General features: G+C 69.7%; 18 protein-coding genes and 2 tRNA genes. 9 read left to right on the plus strand and 11 right to left on the minus strand.

From position 1 onward, the window contains the following. The first annotated feature begins 5 nt into the window (after positions 1 to 5). Complete coding sequence (locus tag AB0I82_RS10990) at positions 6 to 992, plus strand: hypothetical protein (RefSeq protein ID WP_363256841.1); 987 nt, start codon at positions 6 to 8, stop codon at positions 990 to 992. A 74-nt stretch (positions 993 to 1,066) separates the two neighbouring features. Here AB0I82_RS10990 and clpX read toward each other — a convergent pair whose 3' ends face one another. The 5 genes from clpX to AB0I82_RS11015 all read right to left on the minus strand — a co-directional run bounded on the left by clpX (position 1,067) and on the right by AB0I82_RS11015 (position 5,928). Then, a complete protein-coding gene (gene clpX / locus AB0I82_RS10995; RefSeq protein WP_363256842.1) occupies positions 1,067 to 2,356 on the minus strand; it encodes an ATP-dependent Clp protease ATP-binding subunit ClpX in 1,290 nt (429 codons plus the stop codon). A gap of 173 nt (positions 2,357 to 2,529) precedes the next feature. After that, positions 2,530 to 3,195, minus strand: coding sequence for an ATP-dependent Clp protease proteolytic subunit (locus tag AB0I82_RS11000; RefSeq protein WP_037800896.1), 666 nt, complete (start codon positions 3,193 to 3,195; stop codon positions 2,530 to 2,532). A gap of 57 nt (positions 3,196 to 3,252) precedes the next feature. Then, complete coding sequence (locus AB0I82_RS11005; protein ID WP_103834975.1) at positions 3,253 to 3,855, minus strand: ATP-dependent Clp protease proteolytic subunit; 603 nt, start codon at positions 3,853 to 3,855, stop codon at positions 3,253 to 3,255. A gap of 346 nt (positions 3,856 to 4,201) precedes the next feature. Beyond that, on the minus strand, positions 4,202 to 5,605 hold the full coding sequence (gene tig / locus AB0I82_RS11010) for a trigger factor (protein WP_363256843.1): 1,404 nt from the start codon (positions 5,603 to 5,605) through the stop codon (positions 4,202 to 4,204). A gap of 246 nt (positions 5,606 to 5,851) precedes the next feature. Beyond that, positions 5,852 to 5,928, minus strand: a tRNA-Pro gene (locus AB0I82_RS11015). A 139-nt stretch (positions 5,929 to 6,067) separates the two neighbouring features. Here AB0I82_RS11015 and AB0I82_RS11020 point away from each other — a divergent pair. Further along, positions 6,068 to 6,141 (plus strand) — tRNA-Gly (locus AB0I82_RS11020). Positions 6,142 to 6,261: 120 nt separating this feature from the next. Beyond that, the gene (locus AB0I82_RS11025) at positions 6,262 to 6,630 is read left to right on the plus strand and encodes an arsenate reductase family protein (RefSeq protein ID WP_363256844.1); all 369 of its coding nucleotides are present in this window, start codon (positions 6,262 to 6,264) and stop codon (positions 6,628 to 6,630) included. An 81-nt stretch (positions 6,631 to 6,711) separates the two neighbouring features. Here AB0I82_RS11025 and AB0I82_RS11030 read toward each other — a convergent pair whose 3' ends face one another. Continuing rightward, positions 6,712 to 6,906 (minus strand): hypothetical protein, encoded by a 195-nt coding sequence (locus AB0I82_RS11030; RefSeq protein ID WP_363256845.1) that lies wholly within the window; start codon positions 6,904 to 6,906, stop codon positions 6,712 to 6,714. 560 nt (positions 6,907 to 7,466) lie between these two features. Between AB0I82_RS11030 and AB0I82_RS11035 the strand changes: the two genes are divergently transcribed. Continuing rightward, entirely contained in the window at positions 7,467 to 8,633 is a 1,167-nt protein-coding gene (locus tag AB0I82_RS11035; RefSeq protein ID WP_363256846.1) for an acyltransferase family protein, read from the plus strand. A gap of 4 nt (positions 8,634 to 8,637) precedes the next feature. Here AB0I82_RS11035 and AB0I82_RS11040 read toward each other — a convergent pair whose 3' ends face one another. Continuing rightward, complete coding sequence (locus tag AB0I82_RS11040) at positions 8,638 to 9,780, minus strand: PP2C family protein-serine/threonine phosphatase (protein ID WP_363256847.1); 1,143 nt, start codon at positions 9,778 to 9,780, stop codon at positions 8,638 to 8,640. A gap of 127 nt (positions 9,781 to 9,907) precedes the next feature. Between AB0I82_RS11040 and AB0I82_RS11045 the strand changes: the two genes are divergently transcribed. Continuing rightward, the gene (locus AB0I82_RS11045) at positions 9,908 to 11,137 is read left to right on the plus strand and encodes a GNAT family N-acetyltransferase (protein WP_363256849.1); all 1,230 of its coding nucleotides are present in this window, start codon (positions 9,908 to 9,910) and stop codon (positions 11,135 to 11,137) included. Between the two features lie 55 nt (positions 11,138 to 11,192). On the opposite strand, the gene AB0I82_RS11050 is transcribed toward AB0I82_RS11045, so the two are convergent. Continuing rightward, on the minus strand, positions 11,193 to 12,038 hold the full coding sequence (locus AB0I82_RS11050) for a DNA-formamidopyrimidine glycosylase family protein (RefSeq protein ID WP_363256850.1): 846 nt from the start codon (positions 12,036 to 12,038) through the stop codon (positions 11,193 to 11,195). A gap of 25 nt (positions 12,039 to 12,063) precedes the next feature. After that, positions 12,064 to 12,552, minus strand: a complete 489-nt coding sequence (locus tag AB0I82_RS11055; protein ID WP_363256851.1) for a ribose-5-phosphate isomerase — start codon at positions 12,550 to 12,552, stop codon at positions 12,064 to 12,066. Positions 12,553 to 12,767: 215 nt separating this feature from the next. On the opposite strand from AB0I82_RS11055, the gene AB0I82_RS11060 reads away from it, so the two are divergent. Next, positions 12,768 to 14,183, plus strand: a complete 1,416-nt coding sequence (locus AB0I82_RS11060; protein WP_363256853.1) for an amino acid permease — start codon at positions 12,768 to 12,770, stop codon at positions 14,181 to 14,183. Between the two features lie 170 nt (positions 14,184 to 14,353). Here AB0I82_RS11060 and AB0I82_RS11065 read toward each other — a convergent pair whose 3' ends face one another. Continuing rightward, the gene (locus AB0I82_RS11065) at positions 14,354 to 14,953 is read right to left on the minus strand and encodes a biotin transporter BioY (RefSeq protein ID WP_363256854.1); all 600 of its coding nucleotides are present in this window, start codon (positions 14,951 to 14,953) and stop codon (positions 14,354 to 14,356) included. Positions 14,954 to 15,254: 301 nt separating this feature from the next. Between AB0I82_RS11065 and AB0I82_RS11070 the strand changes: the two genes are divergently transcribed. The 3 genes from AB0I82_RS11070 (at position 15,255) to AB0I82_RS11080 (ending at position 19,117) form a co-directional block, all read left to right on the plus strand. Next, positions 15,255 to 16,682, plus strand: coding sequence for an amino acid permease (locus AB0I82_RS11070; protein WP_363256855.1), 1,428 nt, complete (start codon positions 15,255 to 15,257; stop codon positions 16,680 to 16,682). 195 nt (positions 16,683 to 16,877) lie between these two features. After that, positions 16,878 to 18,302 (plus strand): amino acid permease, encoded by a 1,425-nt coding sequence (locus AB0I82_RS11075; protein ID WP_363256856.1) that lies wholly within the window; start codon positions 16,878 to 16,880, stop codon positions 18,300 to 18,302. Between the two features lie 173 nt (positions 18,303 to 18,475). Continuing rightward, the gene (locus AB0I82_RS11080; RefSeq protein ID WP_363256857.1) at positions 18,476 to 19,117 is read left to right on the plus strand and encodes a superoxide dismutase; all 642 of its coding nucleotides are present in this window, start codon (positions 18,476 to 18,478) and stop codon (positions 19,115 to 19,117) included. Between the two features lie 200 nt (positions 19,118 to 19,317). Here the strand turns inward: AB0I82_RS11080 and AB0I82_RS11085 are convergent, their stop codons facing one another. Next, the gene (locus AB0I82_RS11085; RefSeq protein ID WP_363256858.1) at positions 19,318 to 19,974 is read right to left on the minus strand and encodes a DsbA family protein; all 657 of its coding nucleotides are present in this window, start codon (positions 19,972 to 19,974) and stop codon (positions 19,318 to 19,320) included. Positions 19,975 to 20,301 lie beyond the last annotated feature (327 nt).

Genomic DNA, 20,301 nt, shown 5'->3' on the forward strand with positions numbered 1-20,301 from the left:
GCTCCATGAGCTACAACCAGCCGCCACCCGGCCCTTACGGGCAGCCGCAGCAGCCGGGGCCGTACGGTCAGCCGCAGCAGCCGCAGGGCCCGCAGCCGGGGTACGGCTACCCGCAGCAGGGTGCCCCGGTGCCCCCGCAGCAGGGTTACGGCGGTCAGCCCCAGGCACCGTACGGACAGCCCCCGCAGCAGGTCCCGCCGCAGGTTCCGCCGCAGGTCCCCCCGCAGCCTTACGGGCAGCAGCAGCCGTACGGTCAGCCGCAGGCGTACGGTCAGCAGCAGCCCGGCCAGTTCCCGCAGCAGGCCCCCTACGGCCAGCAGCAGCCGCAGTACGGTCAGGTCCCGCCGCCGGCCGACGGCCAGGGCGGGGGCGGCAACGGCAAGAAGATCGCCCTGATCGCCGGCGCGGTCGTGGTCGTGGCCGCGATCGCGGGCGGCGCGATCGCCGTCTTCGGCGGGGGCGGCGGCCTGGAGAACGACGGCCCGCACAAGCTCACGACGCCGGGCACGGCGGCCGGGTACAAGCTGGTGCCGGGCTCGGGGCGGACCTCCACCGGCGCGGACGGCATGTCGAAGAACCTGCCGATGAAGGACCCGACCTCGGTACAGGGCGTCTACGCGCCCGGTCTGGAGCCGAAGAACGGCCTGGTGCTGCAGGGCTCCTACGGCACGATGGACGACCCGGGCACGGGCCTGGACGCCTTCTTCCTGTACATGCAGAAGCAGGCCACCAAGGACGGCAGCGACGCCGAGCTGGTGGGCACGCCCGAGGAGTTCACTCCCGAGGGCGGCGAGGGCGCGCTGGTGAAGTGCCAGACGGCCAAGGCCAAGGACCCGAAGCCGGGCGAGGTCTCGGAGGTGCCGATCTGCGCCTGGGCCGACTACAGCACCTTCGGCGTCGTCATGCCGGGCGAGAAGAACACGGCGCGCGACCTGGAGTCCGCCGCCGACCTGCTCGGCAAGGTCCGCAAGGACGTCCGCGTGAAGAAGTGACCCCGGAGCGGTGACACGAGAAGGGGGCTCCCGGCCGGTGCCGGGAGCCCCCTTTCCGTCTGCCTGAGGGCGGGCTACGCGCTCTTCTCGTGGTGCTCGCCCGACTCGCCGCCGCGGTTGCGCGGCACCAGCGTCGGGTTCACGTTCGAGTGAACGGCCTCCTCGGTGATCACGACGCGGGCGACGTCCTTGCGGGACGGCACCTCGTACATCACCGACTGGAGCACCTCCTCCATGATCGCGCGCAGACCGCGGGCGCCCGTGCCGCGCAGGATCGCCTGGTCGGCGATGGCCTCCAGGGCCGGGCGGTCGAAGTCGAGCTCGACCCCGTCCAGTTCGAAGAGCCGCTGATACTGCTTGACCAGGGCGTTCTTCGGCTCCATCAGGATCTGCAGGAGCGCCTCGCGGTCGAGGTTGTGCACCGAGGTGATCACGGGGAGGCGGCCGATGAACTCGGGGATCATCCCGAACTTCACCAGGTCCTCCGGCATGACCTCCTGGAACTGGTCCTTGGACTCGATCTCGCGCTTGGAGCGGATCTGCGCGCCGAAGCCGATGCCCTTGGCGCCGGCCCGGGCCTCGATGATCTTCTCCAGGCCCGCGAACGCGCCGCCCACGATGAACAGCACGTTCGTCGTGTCGATCTGGATGAATTCCTGGTGCGGGTGCTTGCGGCCGCCCTGCGGCGGGACCGAGGCGGTGGTGCCCTCCAGGATCTTCAGCAGGGCCTGCTGGACGCCTTCGCCGGAGACATCGCGGGTGATCGAGGGGTTCTCGCTCTTGCGGGCGACCTTGTCGATCTCGTCGATGTAGATGATGCCCGTCTCGGCCTTCTTGACGTCGTAGTCGGCGGCCTGGATGAGCTTGAGGAGGATGTTCTCCACGTCCTCGCCGACGTACCCGGCCTCCGTCAGCGCCGTCGCGTCGGCGATGGCGAACGGGACGTTCAGCATCCGGGCGAGCGTCTGCGCGAGCAGCGTCTTGCCGGAGCCGGTCGGGCCGAGCAGCAGGATGTTGGACTTGGACAGCTCGATGCCCTCGTCGTTGCCGCGCGCGCCGCCGTTCTCGCCCGCCTGCACCCGCTTGTAGTGGTTGTAGACGGCGACCGAGAGCGCCTTCTTCGCGGCCTCCTGGCCTACGACGTAGCCCTCCAGGAACTCGTAAATCTCCCGGGGCTTGGGCAGTTCCTCCCAACGCACCTCGGAGGTCTCGGCGAGCTCCTCCTCGATGATTTCGTTGCAGAGGTCGATGCACTCGTCGCAGATGTACACACCAGGACCCGCGATGAGCTTCTTCACCTGCTTCTGGCTCTTCCCGCAGAACGAGCACTTGAGCAGGTCGCCGCCGTCACCGATGCGTGCCACGAGGTGCTTCCCCTTCGCCTGGGATCCGCATTGCTCCTACGGACCCGGGTGCTTGCCTATCGACGGTACCTTGCCGGGCCCCCGCTGTGGGCCCCCCTTGAACCGACTCGGCCGACTCGGTACAAGGGGAGCCACTCCGGCTCAAGTCGCGACCAGCGCGATCAATCGAACGGTCAGACCGAGACGGAACTCTTCCGGGTCGACACGATCTGGTCCACAAGACCGTACGCGAGGGACTCCTCGGCCGTAAGAATCTTGTCGCGCTCGATGTCGTCGCGGATCTTCTCGATCGGCGTGGTGGAGTGCTTGGCCAGCATCTCCTCGAGCTGGGTGCGCATGCGCAGGATCTCGTTGGCGGCGATCTCCAGGTCGGAGACCTGACCGCGGCCCGTCTCGCTGTACGGCTGGTGGATCAGGATGCGGGCGTTGGGCAGCGCCATCCGCTTGCCCGGGGTGCCGGCCGCGAGCAGCACGGCGGCGGCGGAGGCCGCCTGGCCCATGCACACGGTCTGGATGTCCGGCTTCACGAACTGCATCGTGTCGTAGATCGCGGTGAGCGCCGTGAAGGAGCCGCCGGGCGAGTTGATGTAGATGGAGATGTCGCGGTCGGGGTCCATCGACTCCAGGCACAGCAGCTGCGCCATGACGTCGTTGGCGGACGCGTCGTCGATCTGCACGCCGAGGAAGATCACGCGCTCCTCGAAGAGCTTCGCGTACGGGTCGTACTCCCGGACGCCCTGCGAGGTGCGCTCCACGAAGCGCGGAACGATGTAGCGCGACTCGGCCTGAGGGCCCTCGTACAGGCCGCTGCCGGAGAAGTTGTTCATCTGGGTGTTCACCGTCCTGGTGGCGATCAAGTGGGCTGGGGTCGGCTGCGGGGTGGGTGGACCGGGCCGTCAGGCGCCGGTGCCGCCCCCGCCCGGGACGCCGGCGGCGGAGCCCATGACCTCGTCGATGAGGCCGTACTCCTTGGCCTCGTCGGCCGAGAACCAGCGGTCGCGGTCGGAGTCGCGGGTGATCTGCTCGACGGTCTGGCCGGTGTGGAAGGCGGTCAGCTCCGCCATCCGCTTCTTGGTGTGCAGCAGCCGCTCGGCGTGGATCTTGATGTCCGACGCGGAGCCCGCCAGGCCCGCGGAGGGCTGGTGGATGAGGATCTCGGCGTTCGGCAGCGCGAAGCGCTTGCCCGGGGTGCCGGCCGACAGCAGGAACTGGCCCATCGAGGCCGCCAGGCCCATGGCGATGGTGACCACGTCGTTCTTGATGTACTGCATGGTGTCGTAGATCGCCATGCCGGCCGTGATCGAGCCGCCGGGGGAGTTGATGTAGAGGTAGATGTCCTTGTCCGGCTCCGCGGCCAGGAGGAGCAGCTGCGCGGTGATCTTGTTGGCGATGTCGTCGTCGACCGGCTGGCCGAGAAAGATGATCCGCTCGCCGAGCAGCCGGTTGTAGACCTGGTCGCCGAGGCCACCGAAGGTCGGCTCAGCGGCGGCGGAAGGCATCGGGATCGTCACGTGTCCACCTGCTCGTTGTCGGACGGCTTTTCAGGACCGTCTCAGCGTCGTCGTCTGGGGCGCGGGACCCGGCGCCGCGTTGGTAGCCCCGGCGCGGTGTCGGAAAGTCCCCTGCCCACGTATCTACGGACCCTAACGCGCTGGTCGGCGGGCGCCATCCCGCATCGAGAACTGTTCGCTCTGAGCGCAGGTGCGCGGGGGCTGCCGGGGCCCGGGGGACACGCCGGTACACGACGGGCCCGGACCACGCGCGAGTGCGTGGTCCGGGCCCGTACGCCGACGTGCTGTGGCGGCCGCGGGAGCCGCCTCGGCCGGTCGGAACCGGCCGGGGGACTTACTTGGCCTCGTCCTCGGCCTGCTCGTCCTTGGCCTCGGCGGCCTCGGCGGTGGCGTTCTCCACGGCCTCGACGGTCTCGGCGGTCTCGTCCTCGTCGTCCAGGTCGACGACCTCACCGTTGGTGTCCTTGACCGTGGCGGCCTCGACGACGACCGCGAGGGCCTTGCCGCGGGCGACCTCGCCGACGAGCATCGGCACCTGGCCGCCCTCGACGACGGCCTGCGCGAACTGGTCGGGGGACATGCCGGAGGACTGCGCGCGGCGCATGAGGTGCTCGGTGAGCTCCTCCTGGCTGACGTTCAGCTTCTCCTTGTTGACCAGCTCGTCGAGGACGAACTGGGTCTTGATGCCCTTCTCGGCCTGCTCCTTGGTCTCGGCGTCGAACTCGTCCTCGGTCTTGCCCTGGATCTCCAGGTACTTGGCGAGGTCGAGGCCCATCTGGCCGAGCTGGTGGTTCACGAGGTTGTGCTTGCGGGTCTCGATCTCGTCCGCGAGCAGCTTCTCGGGGATCGGGACCTCGACGAGCTTGAGCAGCTCCTCCAGGACCTTCTCCTGGGCCTGGGTGGCCTGGTCGTACTTCTTCATCTGCGCGAGGCGCTTGCGGCTGTCGTCCTTGAGCTCGTCAAGGGTGTCGAACTCGCTGGCCAGCTGCGCGAAGTCGTCGTCCAGCGCGGGCAGTTCCTTGGCCTTGACCTCGGTCACCTTGACCGTGACCTCGGACTCCTTGCCCGCGGCGGAGCCGCCCTTGAGCTCGGAGGTGAAGGTGGCCTCGCCGCCGGCCTCCAGGCCCGTGACGGCGTCGTCGATGCCGTCGAGGAGCTCGCCGGAGCCGATGGTGTAGCTGACGCCCTCGGCGACGCCGTCCTCCAGGACCTCGCCGTCGACCTTGGCCTGCAGGTCGATCGTCACGACGTCGCCCTCGGCGGCGGCGCGCTCGACGACGGAGGTGGAGGCGAAGCGCTCACGGAGCTGCTCGACCGACTTCTCGACGTCCTCGTCCGACACCTCGATGGCGTCGACCTCGACCTCGATGCCGGAGTAGTCCGGGATCTCCAGGGCCGGGCGGATGTCGACCTCGGCGGTGAAGGCCAGCAGCTCGCCGTCCTTCAGCTCGGTGATGTCCACCTCGGGCTGGCCGAGGACGTTGAGCTCACCCTCGTTGACCGCCTCGGTGTAGAACTTCGGGAGCGCGTCGTTGACGGCCTCCTCCAGCACCGCACCGCGGCCGAACCGCTGGTCGATCACGCGGGCCGGGATCTTGCCCTGGCGGAAGCCCTTCACCGTGACCTGCTGGTTGATCTTCTTGTACGCCGCGTCGAGGCTGGGCTTGAGCTCCTCGAAGGGCACCTCGACAGTGAGCCGAACCCGGGTCGGGTTCAGGGTCTCCACGGCGCTCTTCACGGTTCGGTCTCCTTGGGGCTGACTTCTGGGGTTCTGCTGGAAGATCCCCCGGCCTTCGGACGCGCGCGGCGTACCGGGCCCGGCGGATCGCGTCCGGGAGACCTGGAAACGAGGCACACGGACGCGCAGCTTGCATAGTAACCGCAAGCACGACGCGCCCCACAACGCGATCTTGAGAACGCCCGTCCGGGCAGGTCAGGAAAGGGCTGGTGAAGCGATCATGAGGATGGCCGGAAAGCCGCATGATGGTCGGGGTGGCCGGATTCGAACCGACGACCTTCCGCTCCCAAAGCGGACGCGCTACCAAGCTGCGCCACACCCCGTCGGTGCGACACGTAGGGTACATGCCCGCAGGCCATGCGGCTGCCAGTTATCCGAGGGACGAGTGGGGTGTGCGGCGGACCGCCCCGACCCGCTACGATGCTCACCGTGCCGGAGGCCGCTCGACGGTCCACGGCGCATGCGGGCGTAGCTCAATGGTAGAGCCCTAGTCTTCCAAACTAGCTACGCGGGTTCGATTCCCGTCGCCCGCTCCATGACGAAAGGCCCGGCCGCGCGCAGGACAGCGCGGCCGGGCCTTCGGCGTATCCGGGGGCACGCGGCGGGCGGGCCGCCGGAGGGCGTGCGCGGGTGGACCGACTGGCTAGGGTGCGCGCATGGAGATCTGGGTCAACCCCGCGTGTTCGAAGTGCCGGTCCGCCGTGGAGCTGCTGGACGAGGAGGGCGCGCAGTACACCGTGCGCCGCTATCTGGAGGACCCGCCGAGCGCGGCGGAGCTGCGGGCCGTACTGGAACGGCTCGGGCTGGAGCCGTGGGACATCACGCGTACGCAGGAGGCCGCGGCCAAGGAGCTGGGCCTGAAGGACTGGGAGCGGACCGCGGACGCGCGGGAGCGCTGGATCGAGGCGCTGGCCGCGCACCCGAAGCTGATCCAGCGGCCGATCATCACCGCGGACGACGGCAGTGCCGTGGTGGGCCGCAGTGAGGATGCCGTACGGGACGCGCTGGGCCGCGGCGGGCGCTGAGCGCTGCGCGTACGAGCCGGGCGCGTACAGAGCGGGCGGCGCCGGGCCGCGGGGAGCCGGTCCGGTGCCCGTTCGCGGTGCTCAGAAGGTGATGTTGTTGATCGTGTCCGCGACGGAGTTGAAGAACCTGTTGACGGACGGCGCTATGCCGGTGGACGCGAGGAAGAAGCCGAAGAGGGCGGCGACGAGCGCGGGTCCCCACTTCAAGGTCTTGTTGCGGAGCAACACGATCAGGATGATCGCCAACAGCAGCACCACAGACAGCGAAAGTTCCACAACTGATCACACCCTTGGTCGGAATGCCACACCGGCCCTGGAAGCATGCAGCCGCGCACACCCCCGCCGGCACCCATCGTGCCACCAACTGTCTTCCCGGTGGAGACGAGTGACGAATCATCGGCCAAGGCTTTACGCACTTCCCGTGCCCCTATGCCTTCAGGTCAGCTCTCCGCCACCGGCCCGCGCACGGCGGGGAAACGGCACCGCGGCGACTCCCGATTCGGCCTGATCATTTCCTCGGGGCGGGATTCCGCTGCCGCGCGTATACCCACCTCACGCCCGCGAATTCGAATTCCGCGACCGTGTTTTCGTGAGGCGCGCCACTCGAACGGACCACCGCAGAGTGGGACATTCCTTCCGGGCCGTTCGCGCCGCCTATGCCCCGATTAGTCGGGATGATTCCGTACAGAACGGGCGCTCGGCGGCCCGTGACCGGCCGGGACAAGAACGGCCGGATCTTCTCGTCTACCCGTCATCTCCGCGGGTAGCTGCAGAAATAGCCGAGAAATAAGAAGACGGTTTTACGCAATCTCCGGTTCACCACTAAGGTGCCTCAGATGTTCCACGGCGATCAGCGAAGCCCGCTCCCCCCGGCCAAGGAATCGACCGCCACGGCCGCACCCCCGGCCGAGAAGCCGTCCACTCCCGAGGCACCGGCCGGGAAGCCGGCCAGACCTGCCGCAGCGCAGAAGAAGGCCCGTGATCCTTTCTTCGACAACGCCAAGTACCTGGCGATCGTGCTGGTCGCGATGGGGCACGCCTGGGAGCCGCTGACCGACGGCAGCCGCGCCGCCGAAGCGCTGTACATGGTCGTCTACACGTTCCACATGCCGGCGTTCATCATCATCTCCGGCTACTTCTCGCGCAGTTTCGACATGCGCAAGGACCGGCTGCAGCGGCTGATCACCGGCGTCGCCGTGCCCTACATCCTCTTCGAGGTCGCCTACAGCTTCTTCAAGCGCTGGGCCGACGACGATCCGGGGCACCCGATCAGCCTGCTCGACCCGTGGTTCCTGACCTGGTTCCTGGTCGCGCTGTTCGTCTGGCGGCTCACCACGCCGCTGTGGAAGATCGTGCGCTGGCCCGTCCCGCTGGCCCTGGTCATCGCGATGCTGGCGTCCGTCTCGCCGGACATCGGCGACGACCTGGACCTCCAGCGCGTCCTGCAGTTCCTGCCCTTCTTCGTCATCGGCCTCTTCATGAAGCCCGAGCACTTCCAGTGGGCGCAGCGCCGCGCGGTGAAGTGGGCCTCGCTGCCGATCTTCGCCTCGGCGCTGGTGCTGGCGTACTGGGCCGGGCCCCGGATGACCTCGGCGTGGTTCTACCACCGCGACAGCGCGCAGGAGCTGGGTGCGCCCTGGTGGTCGGGCCTGGTGATGACGCTGGCCCTCTTCGGCTGCTCGGCGGTGCTGGTGACCTGCTTCTTCGCGTGGGTGCCGAAGCGGCAGACGTGGTTCACGGTGCTGGGCGCGGGCACCCTGTACGGCTACCTCCTGCACGGCTTCCTGGCCAAGGGCTCGCGCTTCTGGGGCTGGTTCGACGACTACCAGTGGCTGCACACGCCGCTGGGTGAGATCGCGGTGACGGTCATCGCGGGGGCCGTGGTCACCGCGCTGTGCACGCCGCCGGTGCAGCGGGCCTTCCGGTGGGCGATGGAGCCGCGGATGGCCTGGGCGTTCAAGAAGGACCCGGCGGAGACGGCGCGGGCGCGCAGCTCGGCGTAGCGCCTCAGTCCCGGCAGATCAGCAGCAGGGCGCGGTCGTCGTGGACGTCCTTGGCGACCGCCTCGATCAGGTGCCAGGCGGCGCCGGCGAAGCCGGAGGTCACATAGCGGTCGGCCTCGCCGGTGAGCCGGTCGATGCCCTCGGCGATGTCCCGGTCGGACGCCTCGACCAGCCCGTCGGTGAAGAGCATCAGCACATCGCCCGGGCGCAGCGTGCCCTTCGTCGGGTCGAAGTGGGCGCCGTCCATGATGCCGAGCAGCGGGCCCTCGGCCGCCTTCTCCTCCCAGCGGCCGCTGCCCGCGCTCAGCTGGAGGGCGGGCGGATGCCCGGCGGAGAACAGCTCGTAGTCCCCGGACTCCAGGTCCAGTACGAGGTGGATGGCGGTCGCGAAGCCCTCGCTCCAGTCCTGGCGGAGCAGGTAGCCGTTGGCCGCGGGGAGGAAGGCGTGCGGCGGGAGGGAGCCGAGGAGGCCGCCGAAGGCGCCCGAGAGCAGGAGGGCGCGGGAGGCGGCGTCCATGCCCTTGCCGGAGACGTCCGTGAGGACGACCTCCAGGATGTGGCCGCCGTGAGTGCGCGAGGCGACGACGAAGTCGCCGGAGAAGGACTGGCCGCCGGCCGGGCGCAATGACATCTCGCGGTGCCAGCCGGGCGGCAGCTGCGGCAGGGCGCTCTGTACGCGGATGCGTTCGCGCAGGTCGAAGAGCATGGTGCCGCCGCGCCGCCACGGCACCCCCACCCGGCTGCGGAACTGTGCGATCAGCAGCCCGAAGAGGCCCACGGCGGCGACCACCAGGACCGTGCCGGGCGTGATCCGGTGCGGTCCCTGCTCGTACGGGCCGAGGACCGCGGCCTCCACGATCAGCGCCACCGCGGCCGTGCCGTACAGGGCCAGCAGGCTGGAGGGGCGCAGCAGCAGGCCGCCCGCGACGATGGGCAGGACGAGGGCGGCCGGGGCGATCCAGTCGGGGTGCCAGACGGTGCCGCCCGTGATGGCCGGTACGGAGATCAGCAGGGCGGCCAGCGCGACCCAGTCGGAGCCGTCGCCGCGGAAGTAGTCGACCATGGCCTTGCGCACGCCGATGCGGGCCCGGTGCATCGCCTTGCGCACCCGGGCCGTCAGGGTCTCCGCTGCCGCGCCGCTCGCCATTGCCCCGAGACCATATCCACCCCTTTGGCGGCGCGTCGATTCGCGGCACACCGCCGAGGGCATTTGCCAGGCAAATGTGTTCGAAAACCAGTCGCGTCCGCGAGTCGCCGACTGCTACGCATGGCGTATGACGACAACGGTACGGACGCTGCGCGCGAGCGAATGGGACGGCTGGTACGGCAAGTTGGAGCGCGCCTTCGGGGGCCCGGCCGAGGCTCCGGAGGAGCGCGCGCTGTACCGGGACCTCACCGAGGTGGACCGGTCGATCGGGGTGTGGGACGGGCCCGAAGTGGTGGGCACGGCGGGCGCGTTCTCCTTCCGGCTGAACGTGCCGGGCGGGGCGCTGCTGCCCGCGGCCGGCGTCACGATGGTCAGCGTGCAGCCGACGCACCGACGGCGGGGGCTGCTGACGGAGATGATGCGGCAGCAGCTCGCCGACGTACGCCGCCGGGAGGAGCCGCTCGCCGTACTGACCGCGTCCGAACCGGAGATCTACGGCCGGTTCGGATACGGCGTGGCCACCCGCCAGGCCCAGCTGCGGGTGGAGACGAAACGGGTCGCGCTGACGCTGCCGGACGGCACGGACGGCGTACGGCTGCGGCTCGTACCGCCCGGCGAGGCGGTGGCCGACTGCGAGCGGATGTACGCGGCGGTGGCCGCGGAGCGCCCCGGGATGCTCGCCCGGCAGCCCGGCTGGGAGCGGCTGCCGCTGCTGGACCCGCCGGGCAACCGGGAGGGCTCGGGGGAGCTGCTGTGCGTGCTGGCGGAGGTGGCCGGTGAGGTGCGGGGGTATGCGCGGTACGCGGTCAAGGCGGAGTGGGGGCACGGCGGGCCGGAGGGCACGGTCCGGCTGCGCGACATCGAGGCGCTGGATCCGGTCGTGCGGGCGGCGCTGTGGCGCTATCTGCTCTCCATCGACCTGACGTCCACCCTGACCAGCCACAACCGTCCGGTCGACGAGCCGCTGCTGCACATGGTGTCGGACGTGCGGCGGTGCGGGGTGCGAGTGCGGGAGGGGTTGTTCCTGCGGCCGGTGGAGGTGGGGGCGGCGCTGGCGGGGCGGACGTATGCGGGGCCGGTGGATGTGGTGCTGGACGTCGAGGACGCCTTCTGTCCGTGGAACCAGGGGCGGTGGCGGCTGTCCGGCGACGCGAAGGGGGCGTCTTGCGAGCGGACCGGTGATGCGGCGGATCTGGCGCTGTCGGTGCGGGAGTTGGGGGCGGCGTATCTGGGCGACGCGTCGCTGAGTGCGCTTGCCGCGGCGGGGCGGGTTCGTGAGCTGCGGCCGGGGGCATTGGCCGAGGCGTCTGTCGCCTTCGGCTCCGACGTTGCGCCGTGGTTGCCGCACGGGTTTTGAGATTCCCCGGTCCCGCCCCTTCCCGGAACCGGGGCTCTGCCCCGGACCCCGGTCCTCAAACGCCGGACGGGCTGGATTTGGCTGGACCCCCGCTGGAATGCTGGCAGGTCGGGCACCAGAACAGGTTCCGGCCCGCCAGCTCCGCCATGCGGATAGCCGTGGTGCACAGATGACACGGCTGCTGCGCGCGGCGGTACACGTACACCTCGCCGCCGTGGTCGTCCACGCGCGGCGGGCGGCCCATGGCCTCGGGTTCGTGTTCCGGGCGGACCGTGTCGATGCGGTTGTTGCGGACGCCCTCGCGCATGAGGGTGACCAGGTCCGACCAGATCGCGTCCCATTCCGAACGCCGCAGATCGCGGCCCAGGCGGTACGGGTCGATGCCGTGCCGGAAGAGGACCTCGGCGCGGTAGACGTTGCCGACGCCGGCGATGACCTTCTGGTCCATCAGCAGTGCGGCCACCGACGTACGGCTGCGGGAGATCCGCCGCCAGGCCCGCTCCCCGTCGTCGTCGGCGCGCAGCGGGTCGGGGCCGAGCCGGTCGTGTATCGCCTGCTTGTCGGCGTCGGTGACCAGCGCGCAGGCCGTGGGGCCGCGCAGGTCGGCGTAGTACCGCTCGTTCAGCAGCCGCAGCCGCACCGTGTCGGTGGGCGGCGGCGCCGGCATCGTGCCGAAGCCGAGCTTGCCGAAGAGGCCGAGGTGGATGTGGACCCAGCCGGTCGCGGCGAAGCCCAGGAAGAGGTGCTTGCCGTGTGCCTCGGCGGCCTCCAGGACCTGCCCGTCGACCAGCGCGGCGCCGTCCGCGAACTTGCCCTGCGGGCTGGCCGCACGCACGGCCCGGCCGCCGAACCTCTCGAAGTGGTCGGCGGCCAGCCGGTGGATCGTGTGCCCCTCGGGCATCGTGCGATCAGTCCTGTCCTGCGGCTCAGCCCTGCTGCGGGTGGTGGGCCGGGATGGCGGGCAGCTCGCCCGTGGTTTCGTACTGCGAGAGCATCTCGATGCGGCGGGTGTGCCGCTCCTCGTCGCTGTACGGCGTGGCGAGGAAGGCCTCGATGAACTTGGTGGCCTCGTCCTGGGTGTGCATCCGGCCGCCGACGGAGATCACGTTGGCGTTGTTGTGCTCACGCCCGAGCTTGGCGGTCTCCTCGCTCCAGGCCAGCACGGCCCGTACGCCCTTGACCTTGTTGGCGGCGATCTGCTCGCCGTTGCCCGAGCCGCCGATCACGACGCCGAGCGCGTCCGGGTCGGCGGCGGTCTTCTCCGCGGCCCGGAGGCAGAACGGCGGGTAGTCGTCCTGGGCGTCGTAGATGTGCGGGCCACAGTCGACGGGCTCGTGGCCATTGGCCTTCAGCCACTCGACGAGGTGGTTCTTCAGTTCGAAACCGGCATGATCGGAGCCGAGGTACACGCGCATGCGATGAGTGTGACACGACGGGGTCCGGGTAAGCGCCGTTGGGTCTCCCTATGAGTCTGCGGAGCGAAACTCCGGCGTTACGTCTCGTACACATATACGTCGTACAAACCAACGAAGACGTTAACGATCCGGATTCGGCTCTTCCCCTCGGCCGCTTGCCGAGGGTCTCATCCAGGGGCTCGACACATCCATGAACCATTACAAGGACGGTGCACATGGGCGCGCACCCGCCGACCACGACCGCCAAGCCGGCCACCGGTGACCCCGCCGACGGCCGCTCGCCGGAGGGCCTGCAGGCAGGGCTCAAGAACCGCCATCTGTCGATGATCGCCATCGGCGGGGTGATCGGCGCCGGCCTCTTCGTCGGCTCCGGCGCCGGCATCGCGGCCGCCGGACCCGGCATCCTCCTCTCGTACGCGCTGACCGGCCTGCTGGTCGTCCTCGTGATGCGGATGCTCGGCGAGATGGCCGCGGCCTCCCCCACCTCCGGCTCCTTCTCCGCCTACGCGGACCGCGCGCTGGGCCGCTGGGCGGGCTTCACCATCGGCTGGCTGTACTGGTTCTTCTGGTCGGTCGTGCTGGCCGTCGAGGCGACCGCCGCTGCCGCGATCCTCACCGACTGGGTCCCGGCCGTCCCGCAGTGGGGCTGGGCGCTGCTGGTGATGATCGTGCTGACCGGTACGAACCTGATATCCGTCGGCTCCTTCGGCGAGTTCGAGTTCTGGTTCGCGGGCATCAAGGTCGCCGCGATCGTGATCTTCATCGTGGCGGGCGCGCTGGCCGTCTTCGGGCTGCCGCCGGGCGACGAGGCCGTGGGCCTGACCAACCTCACCGGTCACGGCGGCTTCCTGCCGAACGGGCCCGGCGCGATCCTCTCCGGCATGCTGCTGGTCGTCTTCTCCTTCATGGGCAGCGAGATCGTCACCCTCGCGGCCAGCGAGTCCCCGAACCCGGTGCAGGCCGTCCGCAAGGCCACCAACAGCGTCATCTGGCGGATCGCGATCTTCTACCTCGGTTCGATCGCGGTGATCGTCACGCTGCTGCCGTGGGACGACAAGGGCGTCGAGGCCAGCCCGTACGTCGCCGTACTGCGCTCGCTGGAGATTCCGTACGCGGGCACGGTCATGGACGTCGTCGTACTGACGGCCGTGCTGTCCTGTCTGAACTCCGGCCTCTACACGGCCTCCCGGATGGCCTTCTCGCTCGGCGAGCGCGGTGACGCACCGAAGTCCTTCACCCGCCTCAACAAGGGCGGCGTGCCCTCGGTCGCGATCTGGGCCTCGGTCGCCTTCGGCTTCATCGCGACGATCTTCAGCTACACCTCGCCGGACACGATCTTCCAGTTCCTGCTGAACTCCTCGGGCGCCGTGGCGCTCTTCGTGTGGCTGGTCATCTGCTTCTCGCAGCTGCGGATGCGCCGCACGATCGAGCGGGAGACCCCGGAGCGGCTGACCGTCCGGATGTGGCTGTACCCGTACCTCACGTACGCCACGATCGCCCTGATCCTCTTCGTCGTCGGCTACATGTTCTACAACCCCGAGGGCCGCCAACAGATGATCATGTCCGTCCTCGTCGGCGCACTGGTCCTGGGAGTCGGCATCCTCCGCGACCGCCGCCGAGCACGCGCCTGACACCTGAGCTGTGGGCAGTCGTTCCGCTGGGCATGGGGGTCCCCCCTGCTCCTTAAGAGCTTGGGGGAGGGTGGGCACAGCGGAACCGGCCACCGGGCCGCACCCGAAAACGCACCGGGCCCCGCACCCCCAAGGAGGGTGCGGGGCCCGCCGCGTACAGGCGAACGACCTCAGCCGCGCCGGCCGGCCAGCTTCCAAGCCGTCGGCAGCGCCCCCATAGCAAGCACAGCCTTGACCGCATCACCGATCAGGAAGGGAACCAGCCCCGCCGCCACGGCCTCCCCCAGCGACATCCCGGCAGCCATCGCCAGATACGGCACGCCGATCGCGTAGATCAGCGCCTCACCGAGCAGCATCGTCCCGGCGGTCCGCAGCACCCCACGGTCCCCACCGCGCCGAGCCAGCGCACCGACCACCGTCGCGGCCAGCAGCATGCCGAGCACGTACCCGAAGGACGCACCGCCCGCACCGGCCTGCGCACCGGCGAACCACGGCACGCCGGCCATGCCGACCAGCGCGTACAGCGCGAGGGAGAGGAAGCCGCGGCCGGCGCCGAGCGAGGCGCCGACGAGCAGCGCGGCGAAGGTCTGGCCGGTCACCGGCACCGGCGAGCCCGGCACCGGCACGGCGATCTGGGCGGCGACGCCGGTGAGCGCGGCACCGCCGAGCACCAGCGCGGCGTCGCGGACGCGGGCGCGCGGGGCGGTGGCGGCGGGCAGCAGGTCGGCGAGGACCGCGCCCGGGCGGCTGGAGGCGGCGGCAAGGCTCATCGGGACTCCCCGGGATGAAAGACAACAGGACCAGTGCGAAGCATGCTTCGTACAGCGTCTTGAATCTAGACCAGCGGCGGCCGGGCGATCATCGTGCGGCGACGACAAACGCGTCACACTCCGGTTGGATGCTTCCGCAGTTCTCCGACGTCCTGCCTCCGACCGCCCCATGGGACGTTTCTCCAGGTCACGTGATGCTCGTCACGACCTGGCGGCCGACCCTGCGGGCATTTTGTGCTAGTGCGGCCCGGCCGGGGACACTGTGGAGTCCCCCCAACGTCTCCTGTGAGAGTACGAGCGCATGCACGACGCACCGACCACCTCCGGCACCGGCCCGACCGGTGCCACGGACAGCGGCGAACCCCTGTCCGGCGGACTGAAGCAGCGTCATCTGACGATGCTGGGCCTGGGCGGCGTGATCGGCGCGGGCCTGTTCGTGGGCTCCGGCGCGGGCATCGAGGTGGCGGGCCCGGGCATCGCGCTCTCGTATCTGATCGCGGGCGCGCTGGCGATGCTGATCATGCGGATGCTGGGCGAGATGTCCTCCGCGATGCCCGCCTCGGGCGCGTTCTCGGTGCATGCCGAGCGGGCGCTGGGCCGCTGGGCGGGGTTCAGCGTGGGCTGGCTGTACTGGTTCATGCTCGTGGTCGTGCTCGCCGTCGAGGCGACCGGCGCGGCGCAGATCGCCAACGGCTGGGTGCCGGCGGTCCCGCAGTGGGGCTGGGTGCTGATCTTCATGCTCTTCTTCACGGGCGCCAACCTCGCGGCGGTCCGCAACTTCGGTGAGTTCGAGTTCTGGTTCGCGGCGCTCAAGGTCGGCGCGATCGTGCTCTTCCTCGTACTGGGGCTGCTGGCGATCCTCGGGGTGCTGCCGGCCGCCGGCGGGTACGACGGTGACCCGGTGGGCCTGGCGCATCTGACCGGCGACGGCGGGTTCCTGCCGAACGGCTGGTCCGGGGTGGTCTCCGGGGTGCTGGCCGTGGTGTTCGCGTTCGGCGGCCTGGAGGTCGTGACGATCGCGGCGGCCGAGTCCGACAATCCGGCGCGCGCGGTGGGCCGCGCGGTGCGCAGCGCGGTCTGGCGGATCCTCTTCTTCTACGTCGGCTCGATGCTGGTCATCGTTGCTCTTCTGCCCTGGTCCTCGATAGAGCCGGGCAAGAGCCCGTACGTGGCGGTGCTGGACCGGCTGGGGGTGCCGGGCGCGGGCCAGATCATGAACGTGGTGGTGTTCGTGGCGCTGCTGTCGGCGCTGAACGCCAACCTGTACGGCTCCTCGCGGATGGTGTTCTCGCTGGCCGAGCGGGGCGAGGCGCCGCGTGGGCTGCTGAAGGTGTCGGGCGGCGGAGTGCCGCGCCGGGCCGTGCTGGCCTCGGTCGCCTTCGGCTTCATCTCGGTCCTGCTCAATCTCAAGTGGCCGGATTCCGTCTTCCTGTACCTGCTCAACGCCGTCGGTGCGGTACTGCTCTTCGTCTGGGGCCTGATCGCCGTCTCGCAGCTGCGGCTGCGCCGCCGGATCGAGCGCGAGGCGCCCGAGAAGCTCACCCTCCGTATGTGGGGTTTCCCCTGGCTGACCTGGGTGGCGCTGGCCGGTATGGCGGCCGTGATCGTGCTGATGCTGACCGATGCGACGGCCCGCCCGCAGCTGCTGTGGTCGGCCGGGGCGACCGCGCTGGTACTGCTGATCGCGGGCGCGCGGGAGGTGCGGGACCGGCGCCGGGCGGCGGCGTGACCGACGCCCGCGGGTGAGACGCCGGTCACCCTCCGTCGCTGTCGATCACGTCTCGAGCGCGGTCGGTCACGATTCAGTCTGAATATCGAACAACAAGTGCACGACTGTTGTCCTGAGCGGACGCCCCACCGAAACTGAGCGGGCTTATTTGGATCCGCCTCAGCTCCGCTCTCACATTTTGGGACAGGTACGACCATGAATCGGACACCTTCGTCCACCGCGCCCGAGCGCGAGCCGGCCGAACAGGCCGCGGGCGCCGGACCGGACGGCGGCACCTCGCTGTCCAACGGGCTCAAGCAGCGCCACCTCTCGATGATCGCCCTGGGCGGCGTGATCGGTGCCGGGCTCTTCGTCGGCTCCGGCGCGGGCATCGCGGCCGCCGGCCCCTCCATCGTCATCGCGTACGCCATATCCGGCTGCCTGGTCATGCTGATCATGCGCATGCTGGGCGAGATGTCCGCGGCCAACCCCGCCTCCGGCTCCTTCTCCGTGCACGCCGAGCGGTCGATCGGCTCCTGGGCCGGCTTCACCGCGGGCTGGATGTTCACCGCGCTGCTGTGCGTGGCCGTCGCCGCCGAGGCGCTGGGCGCCGCCGGCATCATGGTGAGCTGGTTCCCCGGCACCGAGCCGTGGATGTGGGTCCTCCTCTTCATGGTGATCTTCTGCGGCACCAACCTCGCCGCGGTCGCCAACTTCGGCGAGTTCGAGTTCTGGTTCGCCGCCCTCAAGGTCGCCGCGATCGGCATCTTCCTGATCCTCGGCCTGCTCGCCATCTTCGGCCTGCTGCCCGGCACGGACGCGCCCGGCGCCGCGCACCTCACCGGCGACGGCGGCTTCCTGCCCAAGGGCGTGGACGGGCTGATGGTCGGCCTGCTCGCATCGGTGTTCGCGTACGGCGGCCTGGAGACGGTGACCATCGCGGCCGCCGAGTCCAAGGACCCGGTGCGCGGCGTGGCGCGCGCGGTGCGCACCGCGATGTGGCGCATCGCCCTCTTCTACGTCGGCTCGATGGCGATCATCGTGACGGTCATCCCGTGGAGCGCGCCGGAGATCGCCAAGGCCGGCCCGTACGTCGCGGTCCTGGACTACCTGAAGATCCCCGCGGCCGGCCAGATCATGAACGTGGTCATCCTGGTCGCACTGCTCTCCGCGATGAACGCCAACATCTACGGCGCGTCCCGGATGGCGTACTCGCTCACCTCCCGCGGCCAGGGCCCGAAGTTCCTGAGCCGGGTCAGCGGCGGCGTGCCCCGCTTCGCGGTGCTGCTCTGCTCGGCCTTCGGCTTCCTCACGGTGGTGCTGAGCATCGTGTGGCCGGACACCGTCTTCCAGTGGCTGCTGAACATGGTCGGCGCCGCCGTCCTGGTGGTGTGGGGCTTCATCTGCGTGGCCCAGCTGCGGATGCGCCGCACGCTGGAGCGGGAGGCGCCGGAGCGGCTGGTCGTACGGATGTGGGCGTTCCCGTTCCTCACCTGGGTGGCGCTGGCCGGCATCGCGGCCGTGCTGCTGCTGATGCTGCGGGACGAGGCGCAGCGCGTGCAGCTGTACTTCACCGGCGGCTTCGGGCTGGTGCTGGCCGTGATCGGCCTCGTACGGCAGAAGGTGCGCGCCCGCGACTGACGCGCGCCACTCCCCCTTGAGGCGGGGCGGGACTCCTACCGGGGTCCCGCCCCGCCTCCGTCTTTGGTACCGGTCCCCGCCCCTTGCCCGGCCTCCTGAGCTTGCTGCTGTTAGCCTGCTCTTGCAACTTACTTGCAACTACTGCATTTGAGCAGCTTGGAGGCTCGGCGCGCATGGCGACCTACACACTTCCTGAACTCCCCTACGACTACTCGGCGCTGGCGCCCGTCATCAGCCCCGAGATCATCGAGCTGCACCACGACAAGCACCACGCGGCGTACGTGAAGGGCGCCAACGACACGCTGGAGCAGCTCGCCGAGGCGCGCGACAAGGACCAGTGGGGCGCGATCAACGGCCTGGAGAAGAACCTGGCCTTCCACCTCTCCGGCCACATCCTGCACAGCATCTACTGGCACAACATGACCGGTGACGGCGGCGGCGAGCCGCTGGAGAAGGACGGCGTGGGCGAGCTGGCCGACGCGATCGCGGAGAGCTTCGGCTCCTTCGAGAAGTTCAAGGCGCAGCTCACGAAGGCGTCGGCGACGACGCAGGGCTCCGGCTGGGGCGTGCTCGCGTACGAGCCGGTCACCGGGCGGCTCATCGTCGAGCAGATCTACGACCACCAGGGCAACGTCGGCCAGGGCTCGGTCCCGATTTTGGTCTTCGACGCCTGGGAGCACGCGTTCTACCTGCAGTACAAGAACCAGAAGGTCGACTTCATCGAGGCGATGTGGCGCGTCGTCAACTGGCAGGACGTTGCCGCGCGGTACGCGGCGGCGAAGGAGCGGGCGAACAACCTGCTCCTGGCCCCGTAGGGGCCGTGGGCGCCGGAGGCGCCGGAGTTCCGGTGATCGTCCTGCCTCGTGATCGTCTTCTCACCGCTCACTCGGCAGGCGTGTGAAAAGGGGCCGCCCCCGTGAGGACGTGACTCGCGGGGGCGGTTCTGTATTCGTAGCGGCTGCGGCGCCATCGTGGCTGGTCGCGCAGTTCCCCGCGCCCCTTATGGGCGCGGGTATCAGTCGAAGCTCGGGGCTGCCGTGCGGGTGCGCTTGATTTCGTAGAAGCCGGGGATGGAGGCGACCGCGAGGGTGCCGTCCCAGAGCTTGGCGGCCTGGTCGCCCTTCGGGAACGGGGTGACGACCGGGCCGAAGAAGGCGATCTGCTCGCCGTCGGAGCCGGGGACGGCGATGACCGGGGTGCCGACCTCCTGGCCGACCAGGTCGATGCCCTCCTTGTGCGAGGCGCGCAGCCGCTCGTCGTGCGCGTCGGTGTCGGCCGCGTCCGCCAGCTCGGCGGGCAGCCCCGCCTCCTCCAGCGCCGCGAGGATCGTCTCGCGGGTGCGCGGCAGGCCCTGGTTGTGGAAGCGGGTGCCGAGCGCGGTGTAGAGCGGGGCGAGGACCTCGCTGCCGTACTTCTCCTCGGCCGCGATGCAGACCCGCACCGGGGCCCACGCCTCGGTCCGCATCATTTCCTGGTACTGCTCCGGCAGGTCGTCGAGCTTGTCCTCGTTGAGCACGGCGAGGCTCATCACGTGCCAGCGCACCTCGACAGGGCGGACCTTCTCCACTTCGAGCATCCAGCGGGAGGTCAGCCAGGCCCAGGGGCACAGCGGGTCGAACCAGAAGTCTGCGGGGGTCTTCTCCGCGGCGGCCTGCGCGTACTGCTCGCTCATGTCTCTCCCTGATTGAGGCGGTGCGGAACACCGAACGTCGGATCGTCCGCGTACTGCAAGGAACGGCCGGCGAGGGCCGTTTCTTCCTCAACCATCGGGCGAGGGGATTTCAGGTGTCTCACTTCCCGATTTCGTCCGGGCCGATGCTATGAAGCGCTTGTTTCGGCCACAAGGGGCTCTATTTATTTTCTTTCCAGCTCTAAATAAGCACTAAAAGACCGCTGTTGACAGGCAGCGGCGTCCTGACCAATGATCCACGCGTCTCACTTCCCGGCTGCGTCCTCCAGGGGCCACAGGGCCCGCAGACCTCCCCGCGTCCGGCGGGGA

This window comes from Streptomyces sp. NPDC050315 (assembly GCF_040655775.1).
GTDB lineage: Bacteria > Actinomycetota > Actinomycetes > Streptomycetales > Streptomycetaceae > Streptomyces.

Coding starts and splice junctions, on each gene's coding strand:
- AB0I82_RS10990 (WP_363256841.1), top strand. CDS start 6: ATGAGCTACAACCAGCCGCCACCCGGCCCTTACGGGCAGCCGCAGCAG.
- AB0I82_RS11005 (WP_103834975.1), bottom strand. CDS start 3,855: ATGCCTTCCGCCGCCGCTGAGCCGACCTTCGGTGGCCTCGGCGACCAG.
- AB0I82_RS11025 (WP_363256844.1), top strand. CDS start 6,262: ATGGAGATCTGGGTCAACCCCGCGTGTTCGAAGTGCCGGTCCGCCGTG.
- AB0I82_RS11035 (WP_363256846.1), top strand. CDS start 7,467: ATGTTCCACGGCGATCAGCGAAGCCCGCTCCCCCCGGCCAAGGAATCG.
- AB0I82_RS11040 (WP_363256847.1), bottom strand. CDS start 9,780: ATGGCGAGCGGCGCGGCAGCGGAGACCCTGACGGCCCGGGTGCGCAAG.
- AB0I82_RS11045 (WP_363256849.1), top strand. CDS start 9,908: ATGACGACAACGGTACGGACGCTGCGCGCGAGCGAATGGGACGGCTGG.
- AB0I82_RS11050 (WP_363256850.1), bottom strand. CDS start 12,038: ATGCCCGAGGGGCACACGATCCACCGGCTGGCCGCCGACCACTTCGAG.
- AB0I82_RS11055 (WP_363256851.1), bottom strand. CDS start 12,552: ATGCGCGTGTACCTCGGCTCCGATCATGCCGGTTTCGAACTGAAGAAC.
- AB0I82_RS11060 (WP_363256853.1), top strand. CDS start 12,768: ATGGGCGCGCACCCGCCGACCACGACCGCCAAGCCGGCCACCGGTGAC.
- AB0I82_RS11065 (WP_363256854.1), bottom strand. CDS start 14,953: ATGAGCCTTGCCGCCGCCTCCAGCCGCCCGGGCGCGGTCCTCGCCGAC.
- AB0I82_RS11070 (WP_363256855.1), top strand. CDS start 15,255: ATGCACGACGCACCGACCACCTCCGGCACCGGCCCGACCGGTGCCACG.
- AB0I82_RS11075 (WP_363256856.1), top strand. CDS start 16,878: ATGAATCGGACACCTTCGTCCACCGCGCCCGAGCGCGAGCCGGCCGAA.
- AB0I82_RS11080 (WP_363256857.1), top strand. CDS start 18,476: ATGGCGACCTACACACTTCCTGAACTCCCCTACGACTACTCGGCGCTG.
- AB0I82_RS11085 (WP_363256858.1), bottom strand. CDS start 19,974: ATGAGCGAGCAGTACGCGCAGGCCGCCGCGGAGAAGACCCCCGCAGAC.